Source organism: Salinarimonas chemoclinalis (assembly GCF_041514305.1).
Lineage (GTDB): Bacteria > Pseudomonadota > Alphaproteobacteria > Rhizobiales > Beijerinckiaceae > Salinarimonas > Salinarimonas chemoclinalis.
In genome coordinates this window covers 1-14,306 of record NZ_JBGMWH010000014.1, presented here as the reverse complement: position 1 = coordinate 14,306, position 14,306 = coordinate 1, and the positions used below count along the sequence as shown (strand labels likewise).

General features: G+C 68.4%; 26 protein-coding genes. All 26 read right to left on the bottom strand.

Annotated elements, in window-relative coordinates; all coding sequences use genetic code 11:
* Nucleotides 1-94: 94 nt before the first annotated feature.
* Nucleotides 95-1,111 (bottom strand): DNA-directed RNA polymerase subunit alpha, encoded by a 1,017-nt coding sequence (locus tag AB9M23_RS17645; RefSeq protein ID WP_372425890.1) that lies wholly within the window; start codon nucleotides 1,109-1,111, stop codon nucleotides 95-97.
* A 120-nt stretch (nucleotides 1,112-1,231) separates the two neighbouring features.
* On the bottom strand, nucleotides 1,232-1,621 hold the full coding sequence (rpsK, locus tag AB9M23_RS17640; protein ID WP_029031948.1) for a 30S ribosomal protein S11: 390 nt from the start codon (nucleotides 1,619-1,621) through the stop codon (nucleotides 1,232-1,234).
* A gap of 75 nt (nucleotides 1,622-1,696) precedes the next feature.
* Entirely contained in the window at nucleotides 1,697-2,065 is a 369-nt protein-coding gene (gene rpsM / locus AB9M23_RS17635; protein WP_372425889.1) for a 30S ribosomal protein S13, read from the bottom strand.
* Nucleotides 2,066-2,291: 226 nt separating this feature from the next.
* A complete protein-coding gene (locus AB9M23_RS17630) occupies nucleotides 2,292-2,882 on the bottom strand; it encodes an adenylate kinase (protein ID WP_372425888.1) in 591 nt (196 codons plus the stop codon).
* A gap of 70 nt (nucleotides 2,883-2,952) precedes the next feature.
* Nucleotides 2,953-4,293: a preprotein translocase subunit SecY gene (gene secY, locus AB9M23_RS17625; protein WP_372425886.1), complete on the bottom strand. Its 1,341-nt coding sequence runs from the start codon at nucleotides 4,291-4,293 to the stop codon at nucleotides 2,953-2,955.
* Nucleotides 4,294-4,410: 117 nt separating this feature from the next.
* Nucleotides 4,411-4,887 carry a 50S ribosomal protein L15 gene (gene rplO / locus AB9M23_RS17620; protein ID WP_372425885.1) on the bottom strand — a complete coding sequence of 159 codons (477 nt, stop codon included), beginning with the start codon at nucleotides 4,885-4,887 and terminating at the stop codon, nucleotides 4,411-4,413.
* Nucleotides 4,888-4,900: 13 nt separating this feature from the next.
* Nucleotides 4,901-5,089 (bottom strand): 50S ribosomal protein L30, encoded by a 189-nt coding sequence (gene rpmD / locus AB9M23_RS17615; RefSeq protein WP_029031943.1) that lies wholly within the window; start codon nucleotides 5,087-5,089, stop codon nucleotides 4,901-4,903.
* An 11-nt stretch (nucleotides 5,090-5,100) separates the two neighbouring features.
* The gene (gene rpsE, locus AB9M23_RS17610) at nucleotides 5,101-5,661 is read right to left on the bottom strand and encodes a 30S ribosomal protein S5 (protein ID WP_372425884.1); all 561 of its coding nucleotides are present in this window, start codon (nucleotides 5,659-5,661) and stop codon (nucleotides 5,101-5,103) included.
* A 196-nt stretch (nucleotides 5,662-5,857) separates the two neighbouring features.
* A complete protein-coding gene (gene rplR / locus AB9M23_RS17605; RefSeq protein ID WP_372425883.1) occupies nucleotides 5,858-6,220 on the bottom strand; it encodes a 50S ribosomal protein L18 in 363 nt (120 codons plus the stop codon).
* 11 nt (nucleotides 6,221-6,231) lie between these two features.
* Entirely contained in the window at nucleotides 6,232-6,765 is a 534-nt protein-coding gene (gene rplF / locus AB9M23_RS17600) for a 50S ribosomal protein L6 (protein ID WP_372425882.1), read from the bottom strand.
* Nucleotides 6,766-6,799: 34 nt separating this feature from the next.
* Entirely contained in the window at nucleotides 6,800-7,198 is a 399-nt protein-coding gene (gene rpsH / locus AB9M23_RS17595) for a 30S ribosomal protein S8 (RefSeq protein ID WP_372425881.1), read from the bottom strand.
* Between the two features lie 12 nt (nucleotides 7,199-7,210).
* The gene (gene rpsN, locus AB9M23_RS17590; protein WP_372425879.1) at nucleotides 7,211-7,516 is read right to left on the bottom strand and encodes a 30S ribosomal protein S14; all 306 of its coding nucleotides are present in this window, start codon (nucleotides 7,514-7,516) and stop codon (nucleotides 7,211-7,213) included.
* A 39-nt stretch (nucleotides 7,517-7,555) separates the two neighbouring features.
* Nucleotides 7,556-8,116, bottom strand: a complete 561-nt coding sequence (rplE, locus tag AB9M23_RS17585) for a 50S ribosomal protein L5 (protein ID WP_372425878.1) — start codon at nucleotides 8,114-8,116, stop codon at nucleotides 7,556-7,558.
* The gene (gene rplX / locus AB9M23_RS17580) at nucleotides 8,109-8,426 is read right to left on the bottom strand and encodes a 50S ribosomal protein L24 (protein WP_372425877.1); all 318 of its coding nucleotides are present in this window, start codon (nucleotides 8,424-8,426) and stop codon (nucleotides 8,109-8,111) included. Before rplX ends, rplE begins: the two co-directional genes overlap by 8 nt.
* Complete coding sequence (gene rplN, locus AB9M23_RS17575) at nucleotides 8,426-8,794, bottom strand: 50S ribosomal protein L14 (RefSeq protein WP_029031935.1); 369 nt, start codon at nucleotides 8,792-8,794, stop codon at nucleotides 8,426-8,428. Before rplN ends, rplX begins: the two co-directional genes overlap by 1 nt.
* 159 nt (nucleotides 8,795-8,953) lie before the next feature.
* On the bottom strand, nucleotides 8,954-9,211 hold the full coding sequence (rpsQ, locus tag AB9M23_RS17570) for a 30S ribosomal protein S17 (RefSeq protein WP_372425876.1): 258 nt from the start codon (nucleotides 9,209-9,211) through the stop codon (nucleotides 8,954-8,956).
* Nucleotides 9,212-9,223: 12 nt separating this feature from the next.
* On the bottom strand, nucleotides 9,224-9,439 hold the full coding sequence (rpmC, locus tag AB9M23_RS17565; protein ID WP_029031933.1) for a 50S ribosomal protein L29: 216 nt from the start codon (nucleotides 9,437-9,439) through the stop codon (nucleotides 9,224-9,226).
* Nucleotides 9,440-9,450: 11 nt separating this feature from the next.
* Nucleotides 9,451-9,864 (bottom strand): 50S ribosomal protein L16, encoded by a 414-nt coding sequence (gene rplP / locus AB9M23_RS17560; protein ID WP_372425875.1) that lies wholly within the window; start codon nucleotides 9,862-9,864, stop codon nucleotides 9,451-9,453.
* A 26-nt stretch (nucleotides 9,865-9,890) separates the two neighbouring features.
* On the bottom strand, nucleotides 9,891-10,646 hold the full coding sequence (gene rpsC, locus AB9M23_RS17555; protein ID WP_372425874.1) for a 30S ribosomal protein S3: 756 nt from the start codon (nucleotides 10,644-10,646) through the stop codon (nucleotides 9,891-9,893).
* Between the two features lie 10 nt (nucleotides 10,647-10,656).
* Nucleotides 10,657-11,037 (bottom strand): 50S ribosomal protein L22, encoded by a 381-nt coding sequence (rplV, locus tag AB9M23_RS17550; protein WP_372425873.1) that lies wholly within the window; start codon nucleotides 11,035-11,037, stop codon nucleotides 10,657-10,659.
* 1 nt (nucleotide 11,038) lies between these two features.
* Nucleotides 11,039-11,317 carry a 30S ribosomal protein S19 gene (gene rpsS, locus AB9M23_RS17545; protein ID WP_029031929.1) on the bottom strand — a complete coding sequence of 93 codons (279 nt, stop codon included), beginning with the start codon at nucleotides 11,315-11,317 and terminating at the stop codon, nucleotides 11,039-11,041.
* Between the two features lie 10 nt (nucleotides 11,318-11,327).
* Nucleotides 11,328-12,167: a 50S ribosomal protein L2 gene (gene rplB / locus AB9M23_RS17540; protein WP_372425872.1), complete on the bottom strand. Its 840-nt coding sequence runs from the start codon at nucleotides 12,165-12,167 to the stop codon at nucleotides 11,328-11,330.
* A 16-nt stretch (nucleotides 12,168-12,183) separates the two neighbouring features.
* Entirely contained in the window at nucleotides 12,184-12,480 is a 297-nt protein-coding gene (locus AB9M23_RS17535) for a 50S ribosomal protein L23 (protein WP_372425871.1), read from the bottom strand.
* Nucleotides 12,477-13,097 (bottom strand): 50S ribosomal protein L4, encoded by a 621-nt coding sequence (gene rplD / locus AB9M23_RS17530; RefSeq protein WP_372425870.1) that lies wholly within the window; start codon nucleotides 13,095-13,097, stop codon nucleotides 12,477-12,479. Before rplD ends, AB9M23_RS17535 begins: the two co-directional genes overlap by 4 nt.
* Nucleotides 13,097-13,846 (bottom strand): 50S ribosomal protein L3, encoded by a 750-nt coding sequence (rplC, locus tag AB9M23_RS17525; RefSeq protein WP_372425869.1) that lies wholly within the window; start codon nucleotides 13,844-13,846, stop codon nucleotides 13,097-13,099. Before rplC ends, rplD begins: the two co-directional genes overlap by 1 nt.
* A 49-nt stretch (nucleotides 13,847-13,895) precedes the next feature.
* The gene (gene rpsJ, locus AB9M23_RS17520) at nucleotides 13,896-14,204 is read right to left on the bottom strand and encodes a 30S ribosomal protein S10 (protein ID WP_029031924.1); all 309 of its coding nucleotides are present in this window, start codon (nucleotides 14,202-14,204) and stop codon (nucleotides 13,896-13,898) included.
* Nucleotides 14,205-14,306: the final 102 nt, after the last annotated feature.

Here is a 14,306-nt window from a genome sequence, read left to right as displayed (position 1 = left end):
TTGCCGGCCGCCGTGCCAAGGAACGGCCGATCGTGTTCGTTCGTGAAGGCGCCCCCGCCGGCCGGCGGGAGCACGGGTCTCTCAGGCGGCGATCTCAGTAGTGCTCCTCGAAGCGCTTGGCGAGATCGTCGATGTTCTCCGGCGGCCAGCCCGGCACTTCCATGCCCAGGTGCAGGCCCATGCCGGCGAGCACTTCCTTGATCTCGTTCAAGGACTTGCGGCCGAAGTTCGGCGTGCGCAGCATCTCGGCTTCCGTCTTCTGGATCAGATCGCCGATGTACACGATGTTGTCGTTCTTCAGGCAGTTCGCCGAGCGCACCGAGAGCTCGAGCTCGTCCACCTTCTTGAGCAGGCCCGGCGGGAAGGGCAGCTGCGGCGAGACGGAGGCAGGCTCGTCCTTGCGCGGCTCCTCGAAGTTCACGAAGATGGCGAGCTGGTCCTGGATGATGCGCGCCGCATAGGCGAGCGCGTCGTCCGGAGTCAGCGAGCCGTCGGTCTCGACCGTCATCGTGAGCTTGTCGTAGTCGAGGATCTGGCCCTCGCGGGTGTTCTCGACGCGATAGGAGACCTTGCGCACCGGCGAGTACAGCGCATCGACCGGGATGAGGCCGATCGGCGCGTCCTCGGGACGGTTGCGGTCCGCGGAGACGTAGCCCTTGCCGGTGTTGACCGTGAACTCCATCCGGATCTCGGCGCCCTCGTCGAGGGTGCACAGGACGAGGTCCGGGTTGAGGATCTCGACGTCGCCCACCGTGTTGATGTCGCCCGCGGTGACGAGGCCGGGGCCCGTCTTGCGCAGCGTCATGCGCTTGGGGCCGTCGCCCTGCATGCGGATGGCGATCGCCTTGATGTTCAGGACGATGTCCGTCACGTCCTCGCGGACGCCCGGGATCGACGAGAACTCGTGCAGCACGCCGTCGATCTGGACGGCGGTGACCGCGGCGCCCTGGAGCGAGGACAGGAGCACGCGCCGCAGCGCGTTGCCGAAGGTGGTGCCGAAGCCGCGCTCGAGGGGCTCGGCGACGACGGTGGCGACGCGCTTGGGATCGTCGCCGGCACTGACCTGCAGCTTGTTCGGCTTGATCAGCTCTTGCCAATTCTTCTGGATCACGACCTCACCTCTCGTGAGACGGGCATGGCGGAAAGGCGCGCGGCGCGCCGAACCGATCGATGCGCGCCGCGCCGGCCCGCGAGCGGGGCGTGGCACGCGCGGCGCGCGGGCGGTGCGGCGTCAGACGCGGCGACGCTTGCGCGGACGGCAGCCGTTGTGCGGGATCGGCGTGACGTCGCGGATGGAGGTGACGGTGAAGCCCGCCGCCTGGAGGGCGCGCAGCGCCGACTCGCGGCCCGAGCCGGGGCCGGAAACCTCGACCTCGAGGGTGCGCATGCCGTGCTCGGCGGCCTTGCGGGCGGCATCCTCGGCGGCGACCTGGGCCGCGTAGGGGGTCGACTTGCGCGAGCCCTTGAAGCCCATCATGCCCGCCGACGACCACGAGATCGTGTTGCCCTGCGCGTCGGTGATGGTGATCATCGTGTTGTTGAACGACGCGTTCACGTGCGCGACGCCCGAGACGATGTTCTTGCGCTCGCGGCGACGAACGCGGGTGGTGTCCTTTGCCATCTCTTATCGTGTCCTTCTGGCGCGCCCGTAATGCCAGGCGCTCGGGATGGGGGCGGCGACGGGCGCCGCCCGAGATCACTTCTTCTTGCCGGCGATCGGCTTCGACTTGCCCTTGCGGGTGCGGGCGTTGGTGTGCGTGCGCTGGCCGCGGACCGGCAGGTTCCGGCGATGGCGCAGGCCGCGATAGACGCCCAGATCCATCAGGCGCTTGATGTTCATCGACACCTCGCGGCGCAGGTCGCCCTCGACCACGTAGTCGCGGTCGATGGCCTCGCGGACCTGGAGGACCTCCGCGTCGGTGAGCTCGTTCACGCGGCGCTCGGCCGGGATCGAGACCTTGTCGCAGATCTCCTGAGCCTTCTTGGCCCCGATGCCGTGAATGTACTGCAGCGCGATGACGACGCGCTTGTTGGTCGGAATGTTGACGCCTGCGATACGGGCCACGTCTCGTCTCCATGTCGGCCGCGCGCCCGGGAGGGCGGCGGCGGGTTGTCGTGTCGCGCGTCCGGTGGAGTCCGGCCCCTGCGCGGTGTGGGCCCTCGCGGGCCGACGGTCGAAGCGCGCAAAGCCCCGGACGGCTTCTCGCGAAGCCCGCCGGGACCGCCCGTCGACCTGGGAAGAGGCGCGCATACACGGCCGCGTGCGGCGCGTCAAGGCGTCCCTCGCGAAATCAGCTCTCGTACGTCCTCAGCAGCGCCACGAGCTGCTCGGCCACCGCGTCGATCGGCTGCATGCCGTCGATGCGGTCGAGCATGCCCTTGCCCGCGTAGTGCGCCGAGAGCGGCGCCGTCTGCTGGCGGTAGGCCTCGAGCCGCGTCTTGAAGACCTCGGGATTGTCGTCCTTGCGCACCGGCTCGCCGCGCGCCTCGGTCTCCCGGGCGCGGGTGGCGATGCGCTCGACGAGGATCGCCTCGTCGACCACGAACTCGACCACGGTGTCGAGCGCCATGCCCTTGGAGGCGAGCATCGCGTCGAGCGCGTCGGCCTGCGCCACCGTGCGCGGGAAGCCGTCGAGGATGAAGCCGTTGCGGGCGTCGGGCTCCTCGATCCGATCGGCGACGATGCCGACCACGACCGCGTCGGGGACGAGGGCGCCCGAATCCATGATCGCCTTGGCCTCGCGCCCCACGGGCGTGCCCGCCGCGACCGCGGCGCGCAGCATGTCGCCCGTCGAGAGCTGGGGGATGCCCCAACGCTCGGAGACGCGTGCGGCCTGCGTGCCCTTGCCGGCGCCCGGCGGTCCCAAGAAGATCAGCCTCATCCCTGTCCCCCTCCGCGTTCCCTCGATCCGCGGCGCCGTGGCCGGCACCGTGCGCGCTGGCCGTGCGGCCTCAGCGGCCGCGCCGCGCGCCCTTGAGCTTCGCCTTCTTGACGAGGCCTTCGTATTGGTGGGCGAGCAGATGCCCGTGCACCTGCGCGACCGTATCCATCGTCACCGTCACCACGATGAGCAGCGACGTTCCACCGAGATAGAACGGCAACGCCGCGTAGGAAATGAGAAATTCGGGTATCAGGCAAACCACGGTGAGGTAGAGCGCCCCGATCACGGTGATCCGGGTGAGCACGTAGTCGATATGGTCCGCCGTCCGCTCGCCCGGGCGGATGCCGGGGATGAAGCCGCCGTGCTTCTTGAGATTGTCCGCCGTCTCCGCCGGGTTGAACACGATGGCCGTGTAGAAGAAGGCGAAGAAGATGATCAGCGAGGCGTAGAGGATCATGAAGGCCGGGCGGCCGTGACCGAGATAGATCGCGATCGTGTTGAGGATCCCGTCCCCGCCCTGCGCCGCCGAGAAGCTCGCCACCGTGGTCGGCAGGAGCAGCAGCGAGGAGGCGAAGATCGGCGGGATCACGCCGGCGGTGTTGAGCTTGAGCGGCAGGAACGAGGTCTGCCCGTCGTACATCCGGTTGCCGACCTGGCGCTTCGGGTAGCTGATCAGCAGCCGGCGCTGGGCGCGCTCCATGAACACGACGAAGTAGATGATGCCCGCCGCCATGACGATGACGCCGATGATGAAGGCGGTCGAGATCGCCCCCTGGCGCCCGAGCTCGAGCAGCCCCGCGGTCGCCTGCGGCAGGTGCGCGACGATGCCCGCGAAGATGATCAGCGAGATGCCGTTGCCGATGCCGCGCGAGGTGATCTGCTCGCCCAGCCACATCAGGAACATGGTGCCGCCGGTGAGCGTGATCACCGTCGTGACGATGAAGAACGGCCCGGGATTCACCACGATGCCCCCCGACGCCGAAAGCCCGACGGCGATGCCCCAGGACTGGAACACGGCGAGGACGAGGGTGAGGTAGCGCGTGTACTGGTTGATGACCTTGCGGCCGCTCTCGCCCTCCTTCTTGAGGGCCTCCAGCGTCGGGCTCACCGCGGTGAGCAGCTGGATGATGATCGAGGCCGAGATGTAGGGCATGATGTTGAGCGCGAAGATCGCCATGCGCTCCACCGCGCCGCCCGCGAACATGTTGAACATGCCCAAGACGCCGCCGGCCGCCGCCTCGAAGGACTGCGCCAGCGCTTCCGGGTCGATGCCCGGCAGGGGGATGTAGGTGCCCAGCCGATAGATGATCAGCGCGCCCAGCGTGAACCAGATACGCTTCTTCAGTTCCTCGGCGCGCGCCAGCGCCCCGAAATTCAAATTCGCAGCAAGCTGCTCGGCTGCTGAGGCCATCGTCCCCTCCTCGAGGCGCGCCGTCGGTCGTCGTCTTCGGTTGGTCGAGACGAAACGGCGGCCACGCACGCTCGCGCGCACGGGCCGCCGCTCGCAGTCGTCAAGATGGGATCAGGCTCATGCCTGCGCAACGGCCTCGTCGAGGATCTTCACGCTGCCGCCGGCCTTCTCGATGGCCTCGCGCGCCGACTTGGACGCGCCGGTCACCTCGAAGGCGAGCTTGGCGGTGAGATCGCCGACGCCGAGGATCTTCACACCGTCGCGCACCCGCGAGCAGACGCCCGCGGCGACGAGCGCCTCGACCGTCACGGGCGCGTCGGTCGCGAGCCTGCCCGCGTCGACGGCCTGCTGGATGCGACCGAGGTTGACCTCGTTCAGGTCGCGGGCGTTGGGGTTGTTGAAGCCCCGCTTGGGCAGGCGCCGATAGATCGGCATCTGGCCGCCCTCGAAGCCCTTGATGCGGACGCCGGAGCGGGCCTTCTGGCCCTTGACGCCGCGCCCGGCGGTCTTGCCCTTGCCCGACCCGATGCCGCGGCCGACGCGCATGCGCTCCTTGACCGCTCCCGGATTGTCGCGAAGTTCGTTCAGCTTCATGACGCGCGCCTCCTCAGGTCTCGTCGACGACGCGCACGAGATGCTTGACCTTCGTGATCATCCCCTGGACCTCGGGGGTGTCGGGAAGGGTGCGCTTCCGGTGCAGCTTGTTGAGCCCGAGCCCGATCAGCGTCTGGCGCTGGCGGGCCTCGCGGCGGATGGGCGAGCCGATCTGCTCGACGGTGATGGTCTTGTCAGCCATGTCGCCCTCCCTCAGCCTTCGGCGCCGACGTCGGCGCCGCCGCCGGGACGGCGGGCCTGCAGGGCCGAGACCTTGATTCCGCGGCGCGCCGCGACGGAGCGCGGGCTGTCCTCGGACTTGAGCGCGTCGAAGGTCGCGCGCACGAGGTTGTAGGGGTTCGACGACCCCAGCGACTTCGACACCACGTCCTGGACGCCGAGCGCCTCGAACACCGCGCGCATCGGGCCGCCGGCGATGATGCCGGTACCCGCGGGCGCCGCGCGCATCACGACCTTGCCGGCGCCGTGGCGGCCCGCGACGTCGTGGTGGAGCGTGCGGCCCTCGCGCAGCGGCACGCGCACGAGCCCGCGCTTGGCGGCCTCGGTCGCCTTGCGGATCGCCTCCGGCACCTCGCGGGCCTTGCCGTGGCCGAAGCCGACGCGGCCCTTCTGGTCGCCGACGACGACGAGGGCGGCGAAGCCGAAGCGCCGGCCGCCCTTCACCACCTTGGCGACGCGGTTGATGTGCACGAGGCGGTCGACGAACTCGCTGTCGCGCTCCTCGCGATCCTGCCTGTCTCTCTCTCTCGCCATGTCTCTCTCACTGACGCGGGCGGCGGCTCCCGCTCGCTGCCGGGGATCGGCGCCGGGAGGATACCCGCCCGCCCGGGAGCGCGCACGCGCCCCCTCCCCTTGTTGCTTGCCGCCGTCATGGCTCCGCGCGGGCCGGGCCGGAGGCCCTCCCGCGCGCGCCGTCTCGATCGATCGCCGGGCTATACGCCCATCGCGATCAGAATTCCAGCCCGCCCTCGCGCGCGGCGTCCGCCAGCGCCTTGACCCGGCCGTGGTAGATGTAGCCCGAGCGGTCGAAGACGACCTTGGTCACGCCGGCCGCCTTGGCGCGCTCGGCGACGAGCTTGCCGATCTCCGCCGCCGCGGCGCGGTCCGCGCCGGTCTTCAGCTTCTCGCGCATGTCCTTCTCGAGGGAGGACGCGGACGCCAGCGTGTGGCCCTTCGCATCGTCGATGATCTGAGCGTAGATCTGCTTCGACGAGCGGAAGACCGACAGGCGCGGACGCCCGTTGGCCACCGACTTGATGGCCTTGCGGACGCGGGCCTTGCGGCGCGCGACGGCATCGAGGTTCTTCGCCATGGCTCGCGTCCTTACTTCTTCTTGCCTTCCTTGCGGAAGATCGTCTCGTCGGCGTACTTCACGCCCTTGCCCTTGTAGGGCTCGGGGCCGCGATAGCCGCGAATGACCGCCGCCACCTGGCCGACGCGCTGCTTGTCGATCCCCGAGATCACGATCTCGGTGGGCTTGGGCGTCACGATGGTGATGTCGGCCGGGATGTCGAAATCGACGTCGTGGCTGTAGCCGAGCGCGAGCTTGAGCGTCTTGCCCTGCACCGCGGCACGGTAGCCGACGCCGTTGATCTCGAGCTTGCGCTCGAAGCCCTTCGACACGCCCGTCGCGATGTTCGCGATCATGGCGCGCGAGAGACCCCACTTGGAGCGCGCGTCCTTCGTCGTGTCGCGGGGCTGGACGGCGACCGAGCCGTCCTGCATCGCGACCGACACTTCCTCGGGGACGACGAAGGCGAGCTCGCCCTTCGACCCCTTCATCTTCACGGTCTGACCGTCCACGGACGCGGTGACGCCCTGCGGGACCGGGACCGGCTTCTTGCCTACGCGAGACATGTCGCTCTCCTTCGGTTCCGAGATCGCCCGCGCGTCAGAAGACGCGGCAGAGCACTTCGCCGCCCACGTTGGCCTCGCGGGCCTCGTGGTCGGCCATCACGCCGCGCGAGGTGGACAGGATCACCGTCCCGAGGCCGTCGGCGTAGCGCGGCATCGTGTCGATGGACATGTACACCCGGCGGCCGGGCTTCGACACGCGCTCGATGGTCTTGATGACCGGCGCGCCGTCGTAATACTTGAGCTCGATCGAGAACTCGGTCCGGCCGTTGCCGAACTCCGCCACCGAGTAGTCGCGGATGTAGCCCTCGGACTTGAGCACGTCGAGAACCCGCGCGCGCAGCTTCGAGCCGGGGGTGCCCACGGTGGGACGCCGGCGCAGCTGCGCATTGCGGATGCGGGTCAGCATGTCGCCGAGCGGATCGTTGATCGCCATGATGCGTCCTCCTTACCAGCTCGACTTGACCAGGCCGGGGATCAGGCCCCGCGAGCCGAGCTCGCGGAGCGCGATGCGCGACATGCCCAGCTTGCGGTAGTAGGCCCGCGGCCGACCGGTGACCTCGCACCGATTGCGGACGCGCGTCGGGTTGGCGTTGCGGGGGATCTCGGCGAGCTTGAGGCGCGCCTCGAAGCGCTCCTCCATCGACACCGACTCGTCGTTGGCGATCGCCTTCAGGCGCTCGCGGCGGCCGGCCCACTGCTTGACCATCCGCTGGCGGCGCTTGTTCTTCTCGATATGGGACTTCTTAGCCATGAATTCCTCTCCGGTTTCCGCGTCTGAGGCCCTGCAGCCTCACTGCCGGAACGGGAAATTGAAGAAACGCAGCAGCTCGCGCGCTTCCTCGTCGGTCTTGGCCGTCGTCGTGACGATGACGTCCATGCCCCAGATCTGCTCGACACGGTCGTAGTTGATCTCGGGGAACACGATGTGCTCCTTGATGCCCATCGCGAAGTTGCCGTTGCCGTCGAACGACTTCGGGTTCAGGCCGCGGAAGTCGCGCACGCGCGGCAGCGCGATCGTGACCATGCGGTCGAGGAACTCGTACATCCGCGTCTTGCGCAGGGTGACCTTGCAGCCCAGCGGCATGTTCTCGCGGACCTTGAAGCTCGCGATCGCCTTGCGGGCGCGGGTGATGACCGGCGCCTGGCCGGCGATCATCGCGAGGTCCGCCGCGGCGGTGGTCGCCTTCTTCGAATCGGCGGTCGACTCGCCCACGCCCATGTTGATGACGATCTTCTCGATCCTCGGCACTTCCATGGGGTTCTTGTAGCCGAACTTCTCGATCATGCCCGGGCGCACCACCTCTTCGTAGTGCGCCTTCATCCGGGGCGTGTAGCCGTTCATCTCAGCCATCGATCAGATCTCCCGAGCGCTTGGCGAAGCGGACCTTGCGCCCGTCGTCCAGAAACTTGAAGCCGACGCGCGTGGGCTTGCCGTCCTTCGGGTCCTTGACCGCGATGTTCGACAGGTGGAGCGGCGCCTCCTTGGTGACGATGCCGCCTTCCTGGCTCGCCGTCTGGCGCTGGTGGCGCTTGACGAGATTGATGCCGCGCACGAGCGCCCGCGTCTCCTTGGGCATGACGCGCACGACCTCGCCGCTCTTGCCCTTGTCGCGACCGGTGAGAACGATCACCTGGTCGCCCTTCTTGATCTTCGCCGCCATCACAGCACCTCCGGAGCCAGGGAGATGATCTTCATGTGGTTCTTCGCGCGCAGCTCGCGCGGCACCGGTCCGAAGATGCGCGTGCCGACCGGCTCCTTGTTGTTGTTGACGAGCACGGCCGCGTTCTTGTCGAAGCGGATGACCGAGCCGTCGGCGCGGCGGATGTCCTTGGCGGTGCGCACCACGACCGCCTTCATCACGTCGCCCTTCTTGACGCGCCCGCGCGGGATCGCCTCCTTCACCGAGACGACGATGATGTCGCCCACGGAGGCGTACTTCCGCTTCGAGCCGCCCAGGACCTTGATGCACATCACGCGACGGGCGCCGGAATTGTCGGCGACGTCGAGGTTCGTCTGCATCTGGATCATGGCCTTGATCCTTTCCTTGTCTCAAAAGGTTTCCGGCACGGGCGGGATTGCCCGGACGGACTACTTCTGACGGGGGTCTCGCGCCCCCTGCTCATGATCGCGAGAAGGGCGCTCCCATACAGGAAGCGCCCGTCTCGCACAAGCCTCGAAGAGAGGGACTCAGCCCTGCGAGGCCTCGCCCTGGGCGCCCTCGGACACCAGCGCCCAGCACTTCAGCCGCGACAGCGGCCGCGTCTCCTCGATCTGGACCACGTCGCCGACCTTGGCGACGTTGTTCTCGTCGTGGGCGTGGTAGTTCTTCGTGCGGCGGACGGTCTTCTTCAGCAGCGGGTGCGTGAAGCGTCGCTCGACCTTCACGACGATGGTCTTGTCCTGCTTGTCGCTGACGACGACGCCCTGCAAAACGCGCTTCGGCATGATCTGGTATCCTCAGGCGGTGGCCGCGGCGGCCTGCTTGTGGCGCTGGATCGTCTTGACCCGGGCGATGTCCCTGCGGACCTGCGCCACGCGCGCGGTGTTCTCGAGCTGTCCCGTGGCCTTCTGGAAGCGCAGGTTGAACTGCTCCTTCTTCAGCTTCAGGAGCTCGTCCTGCAGCTGATCTCCGGTCATCGCCTTCAGGTCGGACAGACGCTGGCTCGACTTCATCTCGTCCCTCCTCAATCGGCGATGCGCTGGACGAAGCGCGTACGGATCGGCAGCTTGGCCGCGGCGAGGCGCATGGCCTCGCGCGCGATGTCCTCCGGCACGCCGTCGATCTCGAACATGATGCGGCCGGGCTTGACCCGGGCCGCCCAGTATTCCGGCGAGCCCTTGCCCTTGCCCATGCGCACCTCGGTGGGCTTGGCCGTGACCGGGACGTCCGGGAACACGCGGATCCAGACGCGGCCCTGGCGCTTCATCTGACGGGTGATGGCGCGGCGGGCGGCCTCGATCTGGCGCGCGGTGATGCGCTCCGGCTCCACGGCCTTGAGGCCGTACTGGCCGAAGTTCAGCTCCGTGCCGCCCTTGGCGACGCCGTGGATGCGCCCCTTGAACTGCTTGCGGAACTTGGTCTTCTTGGGTTGCAACATGGCGTGCCTCCAGAACTGCCTTCGCCTCAGGCGCTCTCGCGCTCGCGGTCACGGTCACGGTCGCGGCGCGGGCCGCGGTCACGATCGCGATCACGGTCGCCGCCGGAGCGGCCGCCTTCCTCGGTCATCCGGCGCTCCTGCGCCATCGGGTCGTGCTCGAGGATCTCGCCCTTGAACACCCAGACCTTGATGCCGCACGTGCCGTAGGTGGTGAACGCCGTGCCGATGCCGTAGTCGACGTCGGCGCGCAGCGTGTGCAGCGGGACGCGGCCCTCGCGGTACCACTCCAGGCGCGCGATCTCGGCGCCGCCGAGACGGCCGGCGCAGTTGATGCGGATGCCCTCGGCGCCGAGCCGCATGGCCGACTGCACGGCGCGCTTCATGGCGCGGCGGAACGCCACGCGGCGCTCGAGCTGCTGCGCGATCGAATCGGCGATGAGCGTCGCGTCCGTCTCCGGCTTGCGCACCTCGACGATGTTGATCGTCACCTCGGCCTTGGTCATCTTGCCGACGAGCTTGCGCAGCTTCTCGATGTCCGCGCCCTTCTTGCCGATCACCACGCCCGGACGGGCGGAATGGATGGTGACGCGGCACTTGCGGTGCGGGCGCTCGATGACGATGCGCGAGACGGCGGCCTGCTTGAGCTGCTTCATCAGGGCGTCGCGGATCGCGATGTCCTCGTGCAGCAGCTTGGCGTACTCGCCCTTGCCGGCGAACCAGCGGCTGTCCCAGGTGCGGTTGATGCCCAGACGCAGCCCGATCGGGTTGACCTTGTGACCCATCGTATCCTCCTCAGGCCTGCGCCGTGTCTTCGCGAACCACGATCGTCAGGTTCGAGAAGGGCTTCATGATGCGCGCGCCACGGCCGCGGGCGCGGGCGTGGAAGCGCTTCATCACCAGCGCCTTGCCGACGAACGCCTCCTTGACGACGAGATCGTCGACGTCGAGGTCGTGGTTGTTCTCGGCGTTGGCGATGGCGCTCTCGAGGCACTTCTTCACGTCGCGCGCGATGCGCTTCTTGGAGAATTCCAGATCCGCGAGCGCGACGCCGACCTTCTTGCCCCGGATGAGCTGCGCGACGAGGTTCAGCTTCTGAGGGCTGATGCGGACCATGCGCAGCACGGCCTTCGCCTCGTTCTCGGGCAGCGAGCGGGTTTGAGCGGGCTTGCCCATGTCAGCGCCTCCTCGCCTTCTTGTCCGCCGCGTGGCCGGAGAAGGTGCGCGTCGGCGAGAACTCGCCGAACTTGTGGCCCACCATCTCCTCCGTCACGTAGACGGGAATGTGCTTCTGACCGTTGTAGACCCCGAAGGTGAGGCCGACGAACTGAGGCAGGATCGTGGAGCGACGGCTCCAGATCTTGATCACCTCGCTTCGGCCGGACGAGCGGGCCGCCTCGGCCTTCTTGAGAAGGTAGCCGTCGATGAACGGGCCCTTCCAGATGGAACGCGCCATGGCTCTGTCCTCACCTCTTCTTGCGGGCGTGGCGGCTCGAGACGATGAACTTGTCCGTCCGCTTGTTGGACCGCGTCTTGCGGCCCTTGGTGGGCTTGCCCCACGGGGTGACCGGGTGACGGCCGCCCGAGGTGCGGCCTTCGCCGCCGCCGTGCGGGTGGTCGATCGGGTTCATCGAGACGCCGCGGTTGTGCGGCCGACGGCCGAGCCAGCGGTTGCGGCCGGCCTTGCCCATCGACGTGTTCATGTGGTCCGGGTTCGACACCGCACCCACCGTCGCGAAGCACTGGCCGTGAACGAGACGCTGCTCGCCCGAGGTCAGGCGGATCGAGACGTAGCCCTGGTCGCGGCCGACGATCTGCCCATAGGAGCCCGCCGAGCGCGCCATCGCGCCGCCCTTGCCGATCTTCAGCTCGATGTTGTGCACGATCGTGCCGACCGGGATCGACGCGAGCGGCAGGGCGTTGCCCGGCTTGATGTCGGCCTTCTCGCCGGCGGTGACCGTGTCGCCCGCCGAGAGGCGCTGCGGCGCGAGGATGTAGGACTGGGTCCCGTCCTCGTAGCGGATCAGCGCGATGTAGGCCGAGCGGTTGGGATCGTACTCGATCCGCTCCACCGTGGCCGTCTCGCCGAGCCGCGCGCGGCGCTTGAAGTCGACGACGCGGTACGTGCGCTTGTGGCCACCGCCGCGGAAGCGGACGGTGATCCGGCCGGTGTTGTTGCGCCCACCCTTCTGCGACAGGCCCTCGGTGAGCGCCTTGACCGGCTTGCCCTTGTAGAGGCCCTTCCGGTCGACGATGACGAGCTGCCGGAGGCCGGGCGTGATGGGCTTGAAATGCTTCAAAGCCATTGTGGAGATCCCTTCCTCACAGGCCCGTGGTGACGTCGATGGAGTGCCCCTCCTCGAGGGTCACGATCGCCTTCTTGACGTCCGAGCGGCGGCCGCGGATGCCGCGGAAGACCTTGGTCTTGCCCTTGAGCACCGAGGTGTTCACGGCCTTGACCTTGACGTCGAAGAGCTTCTCGACGGCCGTCTTGATCTGCGGCTTGGTCGCGTCCATGGCGACCTTGAAGACGACCTTGTTGAGCTCGGACAGGTTGGTCGACTTCTCCGTGATCACGGGAGCGATGATCACGTCGTAATGGCGTGGATCCATGCTCATTTGAACCGCTCCTCCAGCGCGTAGACGGCCGCCTTGGTCAGCACGAGCTTCTCGCGGCGCAGGATGTCGTAGACGTTGATGCCCTGGATCGGCAGAACGTCGATGTTGGGGATGGCGCGCGAGGCGAGCTTGAAGTTCGCGTCGAGCTCCGTGCCGCCGATGATCAGCGCGTTCGTCAGGTCGAGCTTGGCGAAGCGCGCGACGAGCGCCTTCGTCTTGGGCTCGGCCGCGACGATCTCGTCGACGACGATGAGCGCGTCCGTGCGCGCCTTCGAGGACAGCGCGTGGCGCAGGGCCAGCGCGCGGACCTTCTTGGGCAGGTCGTGGGCGTGCGAGCGCACGAGCGGCCCGAAGGCGCGTCCGCCGCCGCGGAACTGGCCCACGCGGGCCGAGCCGTGGCGGGCGTTGCCGGTGCCCTTCTGGCGGTAGACCTTCTTGGTCGTGCGGGCGATCTCGCCGCGGTTCTTGACCTTGTGGGTCCCCGCCTGGCGCTTGGCGAGCTGCCAGCGGACCATGCGCTGCAGGATGTCGGCGCGGGGCTCGAGACCGAAGATCGCGTCGTCGAGCTCGACCTCGCCGGCGCTGGCGCCGTCCAGGGTGGTGATCGCGAGCTTCATCACGCGTTCTCCTCGGTCTGGGCCACGGGGGCCTCGGGTGCGGCGCCGGCCTCGGCCGGCGCCTCGCCGGCCCCGTTCTCACGGTACTTGCCCGGCATCGGCACGTCGGCCGGGAGCGCGCGCTTGACGGCGTCCCGCACGAAGATCCAGCCGCCGTCGCCGCCGGGGACCGCGCCCTCGACGAGGATCAGGCCGCGCTCCGGATCGGTCTGCACCACGCGCAGGTTCTGCGTCGTGACGCGCTCCACGCCGAGATGGCCGGGCATCTTCTTGCCCTTGAACGTCTTGCCGGGGTCCTGGCGGCCACCGGTCGACCCGATCGAGCGATGCGACACCGACACGCCGTGCGAGGCGCGCAGGCCCGCGAAGTTCCAGCGCTTCATGCCGCCGGCGAAGCCCTTGCCCTTCGAGGTGCCCGTCACGTCGACGAACTGCCCGGGGACGAAGTGGTCCGCCGTGATCTCGGCGCCGACCGGGATCAGCGCGTCCTCGGACACGCGGAACTCGGCGAGCTTGCGCTTCGGCTCGACCTTGGCGACCGCGAAGCGGCCACGCTCGGCCTTCGAGACGTTCTTAACCTTGGCGAGTCCGGCGCCGACCTGCAGCGCGACGTAGCCGTTCTTGTCCTTCGTCCGATGAGCCACGACCTGGCACTGGTCGAGCTTGAGGACGGTGACCGGGACATGCTCTCCGGCGTCCGTGAAGACGCGGGTCATGCCGATCTTTTGCGCGATGACGCCTGAGCGCATGTGCGTTCCCTCTCGGCGTTGATGCCTGTCCCTGAGAGCCCGGAGGGCCTCAGAGCTTGATCTCCACGTCCACGCCCGCGGCGAGGTCGAGCTTCATGAGCGCGTCGACCGTCTGCGGGGTGGGGTCCACGATGTCGAGGACACGCTTGTGCGTGCGCATCTCGAACTGCTCGCGCGACTTCTTGTCGATGTGCGGCGAGCGCAACACCGTGAACCGCTCCAGGCGCGTCGGCAGCGGGATGGGCCCACGAACCTGCGCGCCCGTGCGCTTGGCGGTCGACACGATCTCGCGGGTCGACGCGTCGAGCACGCGGTGATCGAACGCCTTGAGGCGAATGCGGATATTCTGACCGTTCATGGGTTGCCCCGTCTTCCTCACCCGACCCGCCGGCGGCTCTGCCGCCGCGGGACCAGAAACGCGGCCGCGACGATCGCGGCCGCGTCCTCATGCTCTCTCGAG

Excerpts from the sequence above, each read along its gene's own strand:
- rplF (WP_372425882.1), bottom strand. The coding sequence starts at position 6,765 with ATGTCTCGCGTAGGCAAGAAGCCGGTCCCGGTCCCGCAGGGCGTCACC.
- rplR (WP_372425883.1), bottom strand. The coding sequence starts at position 6,220 with ATGGCGAAGAACCTCGATGCCGTCGCGCGCCGCAAGGCCCGCGTCCGC.
- rpsJ (WP_029031924.1), bottom strand. The coding sequence starts at position 14,204 with ATGAACGGTCAGAATATCCGCATTCGCCTCAAGGCGTTCGATCACCGC.
- rpsN (WP_372425879.1), bottom strand. The coding sequence starts at position 7,516 with ATGGCTAAGAAGTCCCATATCGAGAAGAACAAGCGCCGCCAGCGGATG.
- rpsH (WP_372425881.1), bottom strand. The coding sequence starts at position 7,198 with ATGGCGATCAACGATCCGCTCGGCGACATGCTGACCCGCATCCGCAAT.
- rpsQ (WP_372425876.1), bottom strand. The coding sequence starts at position 9,211 with ATGCCGAAGCGCGTTTTGCAGGGCGTCGTCGTCAGCGACAAGCAGGAC.
- rplE (WP_372425878.1), bottom strand. The coding sequence starts at position 8,116 with ATGGCTGAGATGAACGGCTACACGCCCCGGATGAAGGCGCACTACGAA.
- secY (WP_372425886.1), bottom strand. The coding sequence starts at position 4,293 with ATGGCCTCAGCAGCCGAGCAGCTTGCTGCGAATTTGAATTTCGGGGCG.
- rpsK (WP_029031948.1), bottom strand. The coding sequence starts at position 1,621 with ATGGCAAAGGACACCACCCGCGTTCGTCGCCGCGAGCGCAAGAACATC.
- rplB (WP_372425872.1), bottom strand. The coding sequence starts at position 12,167 with ATGGCTTTGAAGCATTTCAAGCCCATCACGCCCGGCCTCCGGCAGCTC.
- rpmD (WP_029031943.1), bottom strand. The coding sequence starts at position 5,089 with ATGGCTGACAAGACCATCACCGTCGAGCAGATCGGCTCGCCCATCCGC.
- rpsC (WP_372425874.1), bottom strand. The coding sequence starts at position 10,646 with ATGGGTCACAAGGTCAACCCGATCGGGCTGCGTCTGGGCATCAACCGC.
- rplP (WP_372425875.1), bottom strand. The coding sequence starts at position 9,864 with ATGTTGCAACCCAAGAAGACCAAGTTCCGCAAGCAGTTCAAGGGGCGC.
- rplD (WP_372425870.1), bottom strand. The coding sequence starts at position 13,097 with ATGAAGCTCGCGATCACCACCCTGGACGGCGCCAGCGCCGGCGAGGTC.
- rpmC (WP_029031933.1), bottom strand. The coding sequence starts at position 9,439 with ATGAAGTCGAGCCAGCGTCTGTCCGACCTGAAGGCGATGACCGGAGAT.
- rpsS (WP_029031929.1), bottom strand. The coding sequence starts at position 11,317 with ATGGCGCGTTCCATCTGGAAGGGCCCGTTCATCGACGGCTACCTTCTC.
- rpsE (WP_372425884.1), bottom strand. The coding sequence starts at position 5,661 with ATGGCGAGAGAGAGAGACAGGCAGGATCGCGAGGAGCGCGACAGCGAG.
- rplX (WP_372425877.1), bottom strand. The coding sequence starts at position 8,426 with ATGGCGGCGAAGATCAAGAAGGGCGACCAGGTGATCGTTCTCACCGGT.
- AB9M23_RS17630 (WP_372425888.1), bottom strand. The coding sequence starts at position 2,882 with ATGAGGCTGATCTTCTTGGGACCGCCGGGCGCCGGCAAGGGCACGCAG.
- rplN (WP_029031935.1), bottom strand. The coding sequence starts at position 8,794 with ATGATCCAGATGCAGACGAACCTCGACGTCGCCGACAATTCCGGCGCC.
- rplV (WP_372425873.1), bottom strand. The coding sequence starts at position 11,037 with ATGGGCAAGCCCGCTCAAACCCGCTCGCTGCCCGAGAACGAGGCGAAG.
- rplC (WP_372425869.1), bottom strand. The coding sequence starts at position 13,846 with ATGCGCTCAGGCGTCATCGCGCAAAAGATCGGCATGACCCGCGTCTTC.
- AB9M23_RS17535 (WP_372425871.1), bottom strand. The coding sequence starts at position 12,480 with ATGAGCATGGATCCACGCCATTACGACGTGATCATCGCTCCCGTGATC.
- rplO (WP_372425885.1), bottom strand. The coding sequence starts at position 4,887 with ATGAAGCTGAACGAACTTCGCGACAATCCGGGAGCGGTCAAGGAGCGC.